Source organism: Amycolatopsis sp. WAC 01376, assembly GCF_003947415.1.
GTDB lineage: Bacteria > Actinomycetota > Actinomycetes > Mycobacteriales > Pseudonocardiaceae > Amycolatopsis.
In genome coordinates, this window is sequence record NZ_QHKL01000003.1 from 1017771 (window position 1) to 1031993 (window position 14223).

The window sequence follows — 14223 nt, forward strand, 5'->3', positions numbered from 1 at the left end:
TTTTCGTGGGGGTCGGCGACCCGCCCGTGCCGTGGTGGCTGTCCTCGCGGCAGGCGCGGTCCTCGTGGCGTGTAGTGACGGCAAGGTCCAGTCCCAGGCCGATGGCAAGGGCGGCGGGATCGGCGGAGCCCAGCTGCCCACGGAAAAGCCGCGGCCGATGGACGTCGAACTCGCGACGAGCGACCCCCGGGCCAGTGGCGGTGTGGTGGCCGCGGGCGATCAGGACGCGGTCTACAACTACGGCCCGACGGTGATGCGCGACGGCGGCAAGCTCCGGATGTGGTGGTGCAGCCAGTACGGCAGCGCGCAGCCGCCCGGTGACGACATCCTCTACGCGCAGTCGCCCTCGCTCGACGGTCCCTTCACCGGCCCGTCCGGTGGCGGCCCGGCGGCGGTGTTCTCCGGCGCGCCCGGCGGTTTCGACGGTATGCACACCTGCGACCCGTCGGTGATCAAGGTCGGCTCGATCTACTACATGTACTACACCGGCGCGGCGGGCGATCACGCGCTCGGCAACTCGATCGGGCTCGCGACCAGCCCCGACGGCCTCAACTGGACCCGTGCCGCGGGCGGGAAGCCGATCATCGGGCCCTCGCACGACGTGCATCGCGCCAACGTCTACGGCGCCGGCCAGCCCTCGGCGGTGTACCTCGACGGCTGGTTCTACGTGCTCTTCACCGACACCACGGCGAAGGGCGCCGGGTGGAACGGCGCCGGGCAATTCCTGCTCCGCGCCAAGGACGCTGCGTTCACCCGAGGCGTGGAGACGCTGGGGGAGCAGGGCTTCGTCCCCAAGCCCAGCACGATCTCACCGCGCACCCGCTCACTGGTCGACGGATTCAGCACGGATCTGATGTGGGTCGGCGCGCTCGACGCCTTCGTGATCGCCCACGAAACCGAAACCGGCACCACGCTCACCTTCTGGACCAGGGACTTCTCCGCGCAGCCGTACCGGACGGCGATCATCCCCGGCGCGTGGAAGGAAGGCCCCGGCCTGGTCCGGCGGCCCGACGGGCACGCGCCGCTCTCCTCGGGTGACGTCTGCGACCGGGTCCCGTTCGACGTCGTCCGGGCCACGATCGTCGGCGGCGCGGGGGCGCCGACCGACCTCAAACATTTCGGCCTGGACGTCCGCGGTTCGCGGGCCTGCGACGGCGACGCCCGCATCCGGACCTCGTTCGAAGGCGTCGCGATGCCGTCACCGCAGCGGACCATCGATCTGGTGGCCGACGGCACCCTGGTGCGGGTCGACCGGCGTTCCGTGGCGGCGACCCTCGCGAGCGAGATCCTGGACCAGCGGCTCAAGGTCGTCGACAAGTTCCCGCAGGCGGCGCGGCTGAGCGCCGGGGCGAGGATGGTGCGCGCCCCCGGACGCGGGTTCGGCGTGGTGCTCGACGGCAAACTGTTCGCGGTGCCGGACGCCGGGACGGCGGCGCTGAACGACTCGGCCGTCGAGCAGATCAGCGATCAGGCCTGGGACGGTTTCCCTGCCGGTTTCCCGCTCGCGGGCTGATCTTCGTCGTCTTCGCTCCTGGTGATGCGGCCGCCGACGAACAGGCCGAGCCCGGCCGGGATGAGCACCAGCAGGGCCGAGAAGGCGGCACCGCCGGTGAGCGCGCCGCCGAGCTCCGATACGCCGGTCTGATCGACGAACACCGCGCGGCCGATCACGTACAGCACCCCCGAGACCGGTCCGGCGATCAGCGCCGCGATGAACCAGTCCCTGCCGCGTTCGGGTTTGCCCCGCCAGGCGTCCACGGCGCCCCAGCCCGCCGCCGCGCCGACCAGGACGGCGGGGGCGAGGGAGGTGACGAGGGTCTTGTCGGTGGGGTTGAAGACCTCGTACTTGGCCAGCACGGTGACGGCCGCGCCGTGCAGCAGCGCCATCACGAGTCCACGAGTCAGCCACGGTGCCATTGGGTGAGTTTAACTCGCCAGTAGCGATGGTCACCCCCGCGCGGTCCTGGACCCTCGGTGGGCGAAGGTCCGTGAGGGCCTCCTTCCCTACTTTGAGGGTAGGGAAGGAGGCCCTCATGCGCCCACGCTGTGACTGGTGGGGCTGGTGGGGCTGGTGGGCCTGGCCAAGTCCGTGAAGGCCTCCTTGAGGGACCCAGAGTCCCTCAAGGAGGCCTTCACGGACCACCGGGCACCACAAGCGGCGCAAGAGGGCGGCGCATGCGGGCGAAATGAGCGGTCGGCCCCCTAAACTCCAAGGCGTGCGTGAATACTTCTCTCGCCGCCGCGCGGCGCTGCGTTCCCTGCTGGCCGATTCCGGGGTGGACGCGCTGCTGGTCACGGACCTGCTCAACATCAGGTACCTGACCGGCTTCACCGGGTCCAACGCCGCTCTCCTCGTCCACGGGAGCGGCGACGACAAGACGATCTTCTGCACCGACGGCCGCTACACGGTCCAGTCGGCGACAGAGGTGCCCGACCTCGAACGGGTGCTGGACCGCGCGAGTGCGGCGAAGCTGGCCGACCTCGCGGCCGGGAAGAAGCTCGGCAAGACCGGGTTCGAGAGCCAGCACGTCAGTGTCGAGCAGCACGAAGATCTCAAGGTCCGCTTCGACCGCGTCGAGCTGGTCCGGACGCCCGGGCTCGTCGAGCAGCTGCGGCTGGTCAAGGACGAGCAGGAGATCGAGGCGCTGCGCCAGGCGTGCGCCGCGGCCGACAGGGCGCTGGAGGATTTGGTGTCCGCAGGTGGGCTCCGGCCGGGCCGGACCGAGCTGGACGTCGCCCGTGACCTCGAGAATCGCATGCTCGGTCACGGGTCGACAGGGCCGTCGTTCGACACGATCGTCGCGGCGGGCGTCAACTCCGCGATCCCGCATCACCGGCCGACCTCGGCCGTGCTCGCGAACGGCGACTTCGTCAAGATCGACTTCGGTGCCACGGTCGACGGTTACCACTCCGACATGACCCGCACGTTCGTCCTCGGCAAGCCGGCGGCGTGGCAGGAGGAGATCTACGAGCTGGTCCAGCGCGCGCAGGCGGCGGGCTGCGACGCCGTCCTGCCCGGCGCCGAAGTGTCCGAAGTGGACAAAGCGGCCCGCGGGGTGATCGTCGACGCGGGGCGCGGCGACGAGTTCGGCCACGGTCTCGGCCACGGGGTCGGACTGCAGGTGCACGAGGCGCCCAGCCTGGCCGCCACCGGCGTCGGTACACTGTCCGCCGGTATGGCCGTCACCGTCGAACCTGGTGTGTATCTGCCCGGACGCGGAGGCGTGCGCATCGAGGACACGCTGGTCGTGCGGGAAGGTACGCCCGAACTCCTCACGCTGAGCACCAAGGAACTCGTGGTCGTCTGACGGCGGCCCGGAAGATCGACACAGGAGACTGCACACTCGTGGCCACCACCAACGACCTGAAGAACGGGCTCGTCCTCAACCTCGACGGCCAGCTCTGGACCGTCACCGCGTTCCAGCACGTCAAGCCGGGCAAGGGCGGCGCGTTCGTCCGCACGACGCTCAAGCACGTGCTGACCGGCAAGGTCGTCGACAAGACCTTCAATGCCGGGACGAAGGTCGACACGGCCACCGTCGACCGTCGCAACATGACCTACCTGTACAAGGACGGCGCGGACTTCGTGTTCATGGACGCGGAGACCTACGACCAGATCACCGTGCTGGCCGAGACCGTCGGCGACAACGCGAACTACCTGCTCGAGAACTTCGAGGTCCAGGTCGCGGTGCACGAGGGTGTCCCGCTGTACATCGAGCTGCCGACCTCGGTCGAGCTGATCGTCCAGCACACCGACCCCGGCCTGCAGGGCGACCGCTCCACCGGTGGCACCAAGCCGGCCACCCTGGAGACCGGCGCCGAGATCCAGGTGCCGCTGTTCCTCACCACCGGCGAGAAGATCAAGGTCGACACCCGTGACGGCCGCTACCTGGGCCGCGTCTCCAACTGATGGCCGGTTCAGACAAATCCGGCAAGTCGCCGAACCGCGGAGGGCCGATCAGCCGCCGCCAGGCACGCAAGCGTGCCGTCGAAGTGCTGTACGAAGCCGCTCAGCGCGGTGCCGACGCGGTGACGTTGCTGGCGGACAGGGTCGGTTCGGTCGAGGTCGATCCGATCGGGGACTACACGATCTCGCTGGTCGAGGGCGTGACCGGACGCAAGACGCAGATCGACGAGCTGCTTTCGGAGCACGCTCAGGGCTGGACGCTGGACCGGATGCCGCCGGTGGATCTCGCGGTGCTGCGGGTCGGCGTCTACGAGCTGCTGTGGGCGACGGACGTGCCGGATCCGGTCGCCATCGACGAGGCCGTCGGGCTGGCGAAAGAGCTGTCGACCGACGACTCGCCGCGTTTCGTGAACGGCGTGCTCGGCCGCATCGGCACCATCGCCGACCGGCTCCGGGCTGTACTGTAAATCGCGCTGTTTCTCTGATCGCGCTGCCGCGATCGTGCTGCCAGGGCGCTCTTCAGCATTGACTCTCACGTCAGGCTGGAGGGCGCCCTGTCATCACGATCCCGGGGCCTGTCGGCCGAAAGGCGCGACTCCAAAAGATCAAAAGACCTTGGTCACCTTCGCCTCGGTCACCTTGGGGGTGGTCGTTTTTACCTTGGTGGGGCAACGTTTCCGGCCCCCCGACCGAAAACGTCCTCACCTTCAGTCCTCTTTGGACGGTCGAGCCTCTGGCGGCAGCACACCCCAGTCGATCAGCTGCTCGGTGAGCTCGCCGGGGGTCATGTCGTAGATGATCGCCAGCGAACGCAGGTCTTCGGTGCGGATGGAGAGCACCTTGCCGTTGTAGTCGCCGCGCTGGCTCTGGATGGTGGCGGCGTAGCGGGCGAGCGGCCCGACCTTCTCCGCCGGGAGCTGTTGGAGACGCTCCAGGTTGATGACGATCTTCGTGGCGGGTTCGGCGCCCGACGGCACCCGGCCCTCCGGCAGCAGCTCGACCACCGGCACGCCGTAGAAATCGGCCAGTTCGGCGAGCTTCTGCACGGTGACGGCGCGGTCTCCGCGCTCGTACGAACCGACGACGACGGCCTTCCAGCGGCCTCCGGACTTCTGCTCGACCCCGTGCAGGGACAGGCCCTGCTGCTGGCGGATCCCGCGGAGCTTGGCCCCGAGCGCCTTGGCGTAATCGCCCATCTGGTGGTTCTCCGTTTCCTCACCCCCAACCGGTCGAGGGTGACCGATCCAGGGGACTCCTAGAGTCGAATACTCAGAGTAATGGTTACGCATAGTTGTCACCAGGTCAAGCGGGTGCTTTCGAGAGGCCTTCGTCACCTGGGGCGCGCCACCCGTAAGACTGAGGGCTCCTTCCTGCTAGTGTCGGTTCGATTTCCTCGCCAAGCAGGAAGTCGACGTCCTTTAAGGACCCGTCCAGAGAGGCGGGGAAGGAGGTCCGCCTTGTCGTCACGTCCGCGTGGCGCGGCGGAACCGGCGGGAGAGCGCGAGCTGCTCTCGTCCGGCGATGTCGCGCGCACGATCGCCCGAATGGCCCACCAGGTCATCGAGAAGACCGCTCTCGGTGCGGGTGGCTCGACTCCGCCCGTGTTGCTGGGCATCCCCACCCGGGGTACTCCGCTCGCCCTGCGGCTCGCGGACAAGATCGCCGAATTCTCCGGCATCCGTCCGCCGACCGGCGCGCTGGACATCACGCTTTACCGTGATGATCTCCGCCGCCGCCCGCCCCGCGCGCTCGAACATTCGCAGCTGCCGCCGACCGGTATCGACGACGCGGTGGTGATCCTGGTCGACGACGTGCTGTTCTCCGGCCGCACCATCCGCGCCGCCCTCGACGCCCTGCGCGACCACGGCCGCCCGCGCGCGGTCCAGCTGGCCGTGCTGGTCGACCGCGGCCACCGCGAACTGCCGATCCGCGCCGACTACGTGGGCAAGAACGTGCCTACCTCGCGCGCCGAAGGGATCGAGGTCCTGCTGTCCGAAGTGGACGGACGGGACTCGGTTCTGCTTCGCGCGCAACCAGAAGGAGATCGATCGTGAAGCACCTGCTCGCCACCGACGGGCTCGACCCGGCGCTCGCGACAGCCGTGCTGGACACCGCCGAAGAGCTCAAGCACACCCTGCTGGGCCGCGAGGTCCGCAAACTGCCGACGTTGCGCGGCCGCACCGTGATCACGTTGTTCTACGAGAACTCGACCCGCACCCGCGTCTCGTTCGAGATCGCCGGGAAGTGGATGAGCGCCGACGTGATCAACGTCTCCGCGTCCAGTTCCTCGGTCAACAAGGGCGAATCGCTGCGGGACACCGCGCTGACGCTGGCCGCGGCCGGCGCCGACTGCGTGATCATCCGGCACCCCGCCTCCGGGGCGGCGCAGCGGCTTTCGGGCTGGCTCGCCGAAGCCGGGACGGCGGTCGTCAACGCGGGCGACGGGACGCACGAGCATCCGACGCAGGCCCTGCTCGACGCGGCGACGCTGCGGGAGCGCCTCGGCTCGCTGGCGGGGCGCCGGATCGCGATCGTCGGCGACGTCCTGCACAGCCGGGTCGCGCGGTCGAACATCCACCTGTTGTCGGCGCTGGGCGCGGAAGTGGTGCTCGTCGCGCCGCCGACGCTGCTGCCCGCCGGGGTGGAAAGCCTGCCGGTCACCGTGTCGCACGAACTCGACGCCGAACTGCCCGCGGTCGACGCGGTCATGATGCTGCGAGTCCAGGCCGAACGGATGCACGGGGGCTTCTTCCCGTCTTCTCGCGAGTACTCGATCTCCTACGGCCTCAACGAACGACGGATGAAGCTCCTGCCAGAGCACGCCGTCGTCCTGCACCCCGGCCCGATGCTGCGCGGGATGGAGATCGCCTCGGCGGTCGCCGATTCCCCGGCCTCGGCCATCACCGAACAGGTCCGCAACGGCGTCCACGTGCGCATGGCGGTCCTCTACCACCTGCTCGCCAGCGAAGGAGCCACCGCGTGACCATCGTCCTGATCAAGGGCGCCCGACCCTACGGCGAGGGCGACCCGGTCGACGTACTCGTCGAGGACGGGGTCATCACCGACATCGGTTCGATCGACACCCCGGACAACGCCGAAGTGATCGAGGCGGGTGGCCAGGTGCTGCTCCCCGGTTTCGTCGATCTGCACACCCACCTGCGCGAACCCGGCCGCGAGGACACCGAGACCATCGCGACCGGTTCGGCCGCGGCCGCGCTCGGCGGCTACACCGCGGTGTTCGCCATGGCCAACACCGACCCGGTGGCCGACAACGCGGTGATCGTCGACCACGTGTGGCGGCGCGGCCAGGAGGCCGGGCTGGTCGACGTGCACCCGGTCGGCGCGGTCACCGTGGGCCTCAAGGGCGAGAAACTCGCCGAACTGGGCACGATGGCGAAGTCCGAGGCCAAGGTGAAGGTCTTCTCCGACGACGGTCTCTGCGTCGCGGACCCGCTGCTCATGCGCCGCGCGCTGGAGTACTCGACGGCGCTCGGCGTGGTCATCGCCCAGCACGCCGAGGAGCCGCGGCTGACCGTCGGTGCCCAGGCGCACGAAGGTGAGCAGGCCGCACGCCTGGGTTACACCGGCTGGCCCGCTTCGGCGGAGGAGTCGATCGTGGCCCGCGACTGCCTGCTGGCGGAGCATGCGAACGCGCGGCTGCACGTCTGCCACGTCTCGACCTCGGGCACGGCCGACATCCTGAAGTGGGCCAAGGAGCGCGGCACCAAGGTCTCGGCCGAGGTCACCCCGCACCACCTGCTGCTGACCGACGAGCGCCTCTCGACCTACGACCCGGTCAACAAGGTCAACCCGCCGCTGCGCACCGAATCCGACGCCGTGAAGCTGCGGTCCGCGCTCGCCGAGGGTGTCATCGACTGCGTCGCCACCGACCACGCGCCGCACGCCGTCCAGGACAAGGACTGCGAGTGGAACTCGGCCCGGCCCGGCATGCTCGGCCTCCAGACCGCGTTGTCGATCGTGATCGAGACCATGGTCCGCACCGGCCTGCTGGACTGGCGGGGCGTCGCACGGGTGATGAGCGAGCGGCCCGCCGAGATCGGCAATCTGACCGACCACGGCCGTCCGATCGAGGTCGGCGAACCGGCCAACCTGGCGCTGGTGGACCCGGAAACCGAATGGACCGTACGGGGCGCCGAGTTCGCGAGTATCGCGGCGAACACCCCGTACGAAGGAATGCGGCTCCCCGGCGTGGTGACGGCGACGTTGCTGCGCGGGCGGATCACCGCGCGGGAAGGGAAGATCACGCAATGAGCGACCGGATTCTGCTGACCCTGGCGGTCTTCGCCTTCTTCCTCTTCTGCGTCTTCCTGATGTGGCGTGGCTGGCGGCGCAAGTCGCGCGCGCAGAGCGTCCAGGTGCCGCCGTTCCCGGAGATCCCCGCGGAGCCCGGTGAGGCCTCGCTCGAATCGACCGGCGTCTACATCAGCACCACGACGGCGGGGCACTGGCAGGAGCGGGTGGTCACCCGCGGCGCCGGCCTGCGCACCGGCGCGGTCTGGCGGCTGCACGAAGACGGCGTCGCCATCGAACGCGGCGGCGCCCCGGACTTCTGGATCCCGCGCGCGTCCGTCACCGGCGTCCGCAAGGACAAGGGAATGGCCGGGAAGGTGATGGGCATCGACGCGCTGCTCGTCATCACCTGGCTGGCGGGCGACGTCGAACTGGACACCGGATTCCGCGGCGACGACGTCGACGACTATCCACAGTGGATCGAAGCTTTGCAAGACACTCGCAACGACATCAAGGGAGGTGCCTGATGAGCACCACGAACGGCATTAGGACCCCCGCGGCACTGGTCCTCGAAGACGGCCGCGTGTTCCGCGGCTCCGCGTACGGCGCCCGTGGCCGCAGCTTGGGCGAGGCGGTGTTCTGCACCGGCATGACCGGCTACCAGGAGACGCTGACCGACCCGTCCTACCACCGGCAGATCGTGGTCCAGACCGCGCCGCAGATCGGCAACACCGGCTGGAACGACGAGGACGACGAGTCTGCCCGCATCTGGGTTTCGGGCTACGTCGTCCGCGACCCGGCGCGCACCCCGTCCAACTGGCGCTCCAAGCGCACGCTGGACGAGGAACTGGAGCGCCAGGGCGTCGTCGGGATCTCCGAAGTGGACACCCGCACGCTGACCCGGCACCTGCGCGAGCAGGGCGCCATGCGCTCCGGCGTGTTCTCCGGTGACGCGCTGGGCACCGACGAGGAAATGCTCGCCGAGGTGAAGGCGAGCCCGCAGATGAAGGGCGCCGACCTCGCCGGCGAGGTCACCACGAAGCAGTCGTACGTGGTCAAGGCGCAGGGGGAGACCCGGTTCCGCGTGGCCGCGCTGGACCTGGGCATCAAGTCCAACACCCCGCGCATGATGGCCGCGCGCGGCATCGAGGTGCACGTGCTGCCCTCCTCGTCCACTGTGGACGAACTGCTCGCCGTCGAGGCGGACGGTGTGTTCCTGTCCAATGGCCCCGGCGACCCGGCGACCACCGCGCACGCGACCGAGCTGACGAAAGCGGTACTACAGCGGGAAATCCCGCTGTTCGGCATCTGCTTCGGCAACCAGATCCTCGGCCGCGCGCTGGGGCTGGGCACCTACAAGATGCGCTACGGTCACCGCGGGATCAACATCCCGGTGATCGACGTGGCCACCAAACGGGTCGCGATCACCGCGCAGAACCACGGTTTCGCCCTCGAAGGCGAGCCGGGGCAGCGCTTCGAGACGCCGTTCGGCGCCGCCCAGATCTCGCACTACTGCCCGAACGACGACACCGTCGAAGGTGTCCGCGCGTTCGACGTCCCCGCGTTCTCGGTGCAGTACCACCCCGAGGCCGCCGCCGGCCCGCACGACGCGGCCCCCTTGTTCGATGAGTTCGTGGGTCTGATGAGCAAGAGCGCGGGGCGGGGAAATGGCTGATCAGCTGACCGGCCACGACGGCGCGCACCGGCCGAAGGCCTCGCGAACGTGGAGGCGGGCCGCCTTCGGCGCGGACTGCAACGGAATTCCAGAACTCACGGCCCGGCTACGCGTTCGTCGACCGCGCGCCATGATCAACACGGAGAAGGCCAAGTAATGCCGAAGAGGACAGACATCCAGCACGTGCTGGTGATCGGCTCCGGGCCGATCGTGATCGGCCAGGCGGCGGAGTTCGACTACTCCGGCACCCAGGCCTGCCGCGTGCTCCGCGAAGAGGGACTGCGCGTCTCGCTGGTGAACTCGAACCCGGCGACCATCATGACCGACCCCGAGTTCGCCGACGCCACCTACATCGAGCCGGTCACCCCGGAGTTCGTCGAGAAGGTCATCGCCGTGGAGCGCCCCGACGCGATCCTCGCGACCCTCGGCGGGCAGACCGCGCTCAACTGCGCTGTCGCCCTGCACGAGCGCGGCGTCCTGGAGAAGTACGGCGTCGAGCTGATCGGCGCCGACATCGACGCCATCCAGCGCGGCGAGGACCGGCAGAAGTTCAAGGACATCGTCCGCACGATCGGCGCCGACGTGCCGCGTTCGCGGGTCTGCCACGACATGGCCGAGGTCCGCGCGACCGTCGCCGAGGTCGGCCTCCCGGTGGTCATCCGGCCGTCGTTCACCATGGGCGGGCTCGGCTCGGGCATGGCGCACACCGACGCGGAGCTGGAACGCCTCGCCTCCACCGGCCTCACCGAATCGCCGGTCACCGAGGTGCTGATCGAAGAGAGCGTCCTCGGCTGGAAGGAGTTCGAACTCGAACTCATGCGCGACCGGCACGACAACGTGGTGGTCGTCTGCTCGATCGAGAACATCGACGCGATGGGCGTGCACACCGGCGACTCGGTCACCGTCGCGCCCGCGATGACCCTGACCGACCGCGAGTACCAGCACATGCGCGACGTCGGCATCGCCGTGCTGCGCGAGGTCGGCGTCGACACCGGTGGCTGCAACATCCAGTTCGCGATCAACCCCGCCGACGGCCGCATGGTCGTCATCGAGATGAACCCGCGGGTGTCGCGGTCGAGCGCGCTGGCGTCGAAGGCGACCGGCTTCCCGATCGCCAAGATCGCCGCGAAGCTCGCCATCGGCTACACCCTCGACGAGATCCGCAACGACATCACCGGCGAGACCCCGGCGGCCTTCGAGCCGACGCTGGACTACGTCGTGGTGAAGGTGCCGCGGTTCGCCTTCGAGAAGTTCCCCGGCGCCGACCCCACGCTGACCACGACGATGAAGAGCGTCGGCGAGGCGATGTCGTTCGGCCGCAGCTTCCCCGAGGCGCTCGGCAAGGCACTGCGGTCCATCGACACCAAGGCCACCGGCTTCTGGACCCGTCCCGACCCCGAAGGCGCGACCAAGGAGTCCATCCTGGACGCCTTGCGCACGCCGCACGACGGGCGGATCTACGAGGTCGAGCGGGCGCTGCGGTTCGGTGCCACGGTCGAGGAGATCCACGAGGCCTCGGGTATCGACCCGTGGTTCATCGACCAGATCGCCCTCATCGGCGAGGTCGGCTCGGAGGTCCGTGACGCGCTGGTGCTGGACGAGCCGCTGCTGCGGCGCGCCAAGCGCACCGGTCTTTCGGATTGCCAGATCGCCGCGCTGCGGCCGGAACTGGCCGGTGAGGACGGCGTCCGCGCGCTGCGCCGCCGTCTCGGCGTGCGGCCGGTGTACAAGACCGTCGACACTTGCGCGGCCGAATTCGCGGCCAAGACGCCGTACCACTACTCGGCCTACGAGACCGATCCCGCGGCGCAGTCGGAGATCACCGCGCAGACCGACAAGCCGAAGGTGCTCATCCTCGGCTCCGGGCCGAACCGCATCGGGCAGGGCATCGAGTTCGACTACTCGTGCGTGCACGCCGCGATCGCCTTGCGCGAGGCCGGTTTCGAGGCCGTCATGGTCAACTGCAACCCCGAGACCGTCTCCACCGACTACGACACCTCGGACCGCCTGTACTTCGAGCCGCTGTCGTTCGAGGACGTCCTCGAAGTGGTCAACGCCGAGCAGGAGTCGGGCACCGTCGCCGGTGTCATCGTGCAGCTGGGCGGCCAGACCCCGCTCTCGCTGGCGAAACGCCTCGCCGACGCAGGTGTCCCGGTGATCGGCACCTCCCCGGACGCGATCCACCTCGCCGAGGACCGCGGCGCGTTCGGCGAGGTCCTCACCGACGCCGGGCTCCCCGCGCCGAAGTACGGCACGGCGACCTCGTTCGAGGGTGCGAAGCGGATCGCCGACAAGATCGGCTACCCGGTCCTGGTCCGGCCGTCCTACGTGCTCGGCGGACGCGGCATGGAGATCGTGTACGACGAGGAATCCCTCGCCGGCTACATCCACCGCGCCACCGAGGTCACCCCCGAGCACCCCGTGCTGGTGGACCGTTTCCTCGACGACGCCATCGAGATCGACGTCGACGCGCTCTTCGACGGCGACGAGCTGTTCCTCGGCGGCGTCATGGAGCACATCGAGGAGGCCGGGATCCACTCCGGCGACTCCTCGTGCGCGCTCCCGCCGATCACGCTGGGCCGGACCGACATCGAGACGGTGCGCCGCTCGACCGAGGCCATCGCGCGCGGCGTCGGCGTCCGCGGGCTGCTGAACGTCCAGTACGCGCTCAAGGACGACGTCCTGTACGTCCTGGAGGCCAACCCGCGCGCCTCGCGGACGGTGCCGTTCGTGTCGAAGGCGACCGCGGTGCCGCTCGCGAAGGCCGCGGCGCTGATCATGACCGGCTCGTCGATCAAGGAGCTGCGCGAGTCCGGCGTCCTTCCCGCCGAGGGTGACGGCGGCCACATGCCCGCCGATTCGCCGGTCGCGGTCAAGGAGGCGGTCCTGCCGTTCCACCGCTTCCGCACCCCCGAGGGCCACGGCGTCGACTCGCTGCTCGGCCCGGAGATGAAGTCCACCGGTGAGGTCATGGGCGTCGACGTCTCCTTCGGGAAGGCGTTCGCCAAGTCGCAGGCCGGTGCCTACGGTTCGCTGCCGACGTCGGGCAAGGTGTTCGTCTCCGTCGCCAACCGCGACAAGCGTTCGCTGGTGTTCCCGGTGAAGCGGCTGGCGGACCTCGGCTTCGAGATCCTCGCCACGTCGGGAACCGCAGAAGTGTTGCGGCGCAACGGAATCGCCTGCACCGTCGTGCGCAAGCACTACGAGGGTTCGGCCGAAGGGGAGCAGAACGTCGTGGACGTCATCCTCAGCGGCGAGGTGCAGATGGTGATCAACACGCCGTACGGAAACAGCGGTCCCCGCATCGACGGCTACGAGATCCGCACCGCCGCCGTGTCGCGGGACATCCCCTGCATCACCACGGTGCAGGGCGCCGCGGCGGCCGTGCACGGGATAGAGGCCGTCATCAAGGGCGACATCGGCGTGCGGTCGCTGCAGAGCCTCCAGGCGGCGTTGAAGGCCAAGGCATGAGCGAACGGTTCGGGGCGAGGCTGGCGCGGGCGGTCGCCGAGAAGGGACCGCTCTGCGCCGGGATCGACCCCCATCCCGGGCTGCTCCAGGCGTGGGGTCTTCCGGCGGACGCGGGCGGTCTGGAGAAGTTCGCCCTCACGGCCGCTGAGACGATCGCGCCCGAGGTCGCGGTGATCAAGCCCCAGTCGGCCTTTTTCGAGGCCTACGGGCCTCCTGGGGTCGCCGTTCTGGCCAAGACGATGAAGGTGTGCCGGGAGGCGGGCGCGCTCGTCCTGCTGGACGTCAAACGCGGCGACATCGGTTCGACGATGGCGGCGTACACGGCGGCGTTCCTGCCGGCCGGCGCGGAACTCGAGGCGGACGCCATCACCGTGTCGCCGTACCTCGGTTTCGGTTCGCTGGCCCCCGCGCTCGACGTTGCGCGAACGCAAGGCAAGGGGCTGTTCGTTCTCGCGCGCACCTCCAACCCGGAGGCGCAGGGATTGCAGAACGCCTTGCTGCCCAACGGAAAGAGTGTCGCGCAGGACATCGTCGACACGGCGGCCGCGTACAACGCGGGCGTCGGGCCCTTGGGTGACATCGGTGTCGTCGTCGGCGCCACCATCACGCCGGGAGAGCTCGATCTGAGCAAGCTGAACGGTCCCGTCCTGGCGCCCGGTTTCGGGGCACAGGGGGCCACTCCGGCCGATTTGCGGGCCCTTTTCGGGCCGGGACTGCCGGGTGTGCTCCCCGCGTCGTCCCGTGACGTCCTCAGACACGGACCCGCCCCCGAAGCGTTGCGTGCGGCCGTTCGGCGGACCCGGGATTCCCTCGGTCCCCTGGAAAAAGGCCAATAGCAGGCCCGGGAATCCGTCATGACCAGCCACCCCCGCATTGTGGGCCGAGGTAACGGGTGGGTACCGTCGCCACACCCACCCAG

The 14223-nt window shown here is 69.4% G+C and carries 13 protein-coding genes; 11 read left to right on the forward strand and 2 right to left on the reverse strand.

The window, feature by feature from the left end:
* The first annotated feature begins 31 nt into the window (after positions 1–31).
* On the forward strand, positions 32–1513 hold the full coding sequence (locus DMH03_RS21620) for a beta-xylosidase (protein WP_125794017.1): 1482 nt from the start codon (positions 32–34) through the stop codon (positions 1511–1513).
* On the opposite strand, the gene DMH03_RS21625 is transcribed toward DMH03_RS21620, so the two are convergent.
* A complete protein-coding gene (locus DMH03_RS21625; protein ID WP_233611595.1) occupies positions 1468–1887 on the reverse strand; it encodes a hypothetical protein in 420 nt (139 codons plus the stop codon). The genes DMH03_RS21620 and DMH03_RS21625 overlap by 46 nt on opposite strands.
* 329 nt (positions 1888–2216) lie before the next feature.
* Here DMH03_RS21625 and DMH03_RS21630 point away from each other — a divergent pair, with 329 nt between their 5' ends.
* The 3 genes from DMH03_RS21630 to nusB are packed head-to-tail and all read left to right on the forward strand — an operon-like array spanning position 2217 to position 4374.
* Positions 2217–3308, forward strand: a complete 1092-nt coding sequence (locus tag DMH03_RS21630; protein ID WP_199748957.1) for a Xaa-Pro peptidase family protein — start codon at positions 2217–2219, stop codon at positions 3306–3308.
* Positions 3309–3346: 38 nt separating this feature from the next.
* The gene (gene efp, locus DMH03_RS21635) at positions 3347–3910 is read left to right on the forward strand and encodes an elongation factor P (protein ID WP_076163692.1); all 564 of its coding nucleotides are present in this window, start codon (positions 3347–3349) and stop codon (positions 3908–3910) included.
* Positions 3910–4374: a transcription antitermination factor NusB gene (gene nusB, locus DMH03_RS21640; RefSeq protein ID WP_125783628.1), complete on the forward strand. Its 465-nt coding sequence runs from the start codon at positions 3910–3912 to the stop codon at positions 4372–4374. The genes efp and nusB overlap by 1 nt, the downstream gene beginning before the upstream one ends.
* A 240-nt stretch (positions 4375–4614) precedes the next feature.
* On the opposite strand, the gene DMH03_RS21645 is transcribed toward nusB, so the two are convergent.
* Entirely contained in the window at positions 4615–5103 is a 489-nt protein-coding gene (locus DMH03_RS21645; protein ID WP_003096372.1) for a transcriptional regulator, read from the reverse strand.
* Between the two features lie 261 nt (positions 5104–5364).
* Here DMH03_RS21645 and pyrR point away from each other — a divergent pair, with 261 nt between their 5' ends.
* The 7 genes from pyrR to pyrF all read left to right on the forward strand — a co-directional run bounded on the left by pyrR (position 5365) and on the right by pyrF (position 14140).
* A complete protein-coding gene (pyrR, locus tag DMH03_RS21650) occupies positions 5365–5961 on the forward strand; it encodes a bifunctional pyr operon transcriptional regulator/uracil phosphoribosyltransferase PyrR (RefSeq protein WP_034311664.1) in 597 nt (198 codons plus the stop codon).
* Positions 5958–6890, forward strand: a complete 933-nt coding sequence (locus DMH03_RS21655; protein ID WP_125793772.1) for an aspartate carbamoyltransferase catalytic subunit — start codon at positions 5958–5960, stop codon at positions 6888–6890. The genes pyrR and DMH03_RS21655 overlap by 4 nt, the downstream gene beginning before the upstream one ends.
* On the forward strand, positions 6887–8179 hold the full coding sequence (locus tag DMH03_RS21660; protein ID WP_125793773.1) for a dihydroorotase: 1293 nt from the start codon (positions 6887–6889) through the stop codon (positions 8177–8179). Before DMH03_RS21655 ends, DMH03_RS21660 begins: the two co-directional genes overlap by 4 nt.
* Positions 8176–8685 (forward strand): transporter, encoded by a 510-nt coding sequence (locus tag DMH03_RS21665; RefSeq protein ID WP_125793774.1) that lies wholly within the window; start codon positions 8176–8178, stop codon positions 8683–8685. The genes DMH03_RS21660 and DMH03_RS21665 overlap by 4 nt, the downstream gene beginning before the upstream one ends.
* Positions 8685–9833, forward strand: a complete 1149-nt coding sequence (carA, locus tag DMH03_RS21670; protein WP_125793775.1) for a glutamine-hydrolyzing carbamoyl-phosphate synthase small subunit — start codon at positions 8685–8687, stop codon at positions 9831–9833. The genes DMH03_RS21665 and carA overlap by 1 nt, the downstream gene beginning before the upstream one ends.
* A 156-nt stretch (positions 9834–9989) precedes the next feature.
* Complete coding sequence (gene carB / locus DMH03_RS21675; RefSeq protein WP_125793776.1) at positions 9990–13304, forward strand: carbamoyl-phosphate synthase large subunit; 3315 nt, start codon at positions 9990–9992, stop codon at positions 13302–13304.
* Positions 13301–14140: an orotidine-5'-phosphate decarboxylase gene (pyrF, locus tag DMH03_RS21680; protein ID WP_125793777.1), complete on the forward strand. Its 840-nt coding sequence runs from the start codon at positions 13301–13303 to the stop codon at positions 14138–14140. The genes carB and pyrF overlap by 4 nt, the downstream gene beginning before the upstream one ends.
* Positions 14141–14223 lie beyond the last annotated feature (83 nt).

Excerpts from the sequence above, each read along its gene's own strand:
- carA (WP_125793775.1), top strand. The coding sequence starts at position 8,685 with ATGAGCACCACGAACGGCATTAGGACCCCCGCGGCACTGGTCCTCGAA.
- DMH03_RS21625 (WP_233611595.1), bottom strand. The coding sequence starts at position 1,887 with ATGGCGCTGCTGCACGGCGCGGCCGTCACCGTGCTGGCCAAGTACGAG.
- nusB (WP_125783628.1), top strand. The coding sequence starts at position 3,910 with ATGGCCGGTTCAGACAAATCCGGCAAGTCGCCGAACCGCGGAGGGCCG.
- DMH03_RS21665 (WP_125793774.1), top strand. The coding sequence starts at position 8,176 with ATGAGCGACCGGATTCTGCTGACCCTGGCGGTCTTCGCCTTCTTCCTC.
- pyrF (WP_125793777.1), top strand. The coding sequence starts at position 13,301 with ATGAGCGAACGGTTCGGGGCGAGGCTGGCGCGGGCGGTCGCCGAGAAG.
- carB (WP_125793776.1), top strand. The coding sequence starts at position 9,990 with ATGCCGAAGAGGACAGACATCCAGCACGTGCTGGTGATCGGCTCCGGG.
- DMH03_RS21645 (WP_003096372.1), bottom strand. The coding sequence starts at position 5,103 with ATGGGCGATTACGCCAAGGCGCTCGGGGCCAAGCTCCGCGGGATCCGC.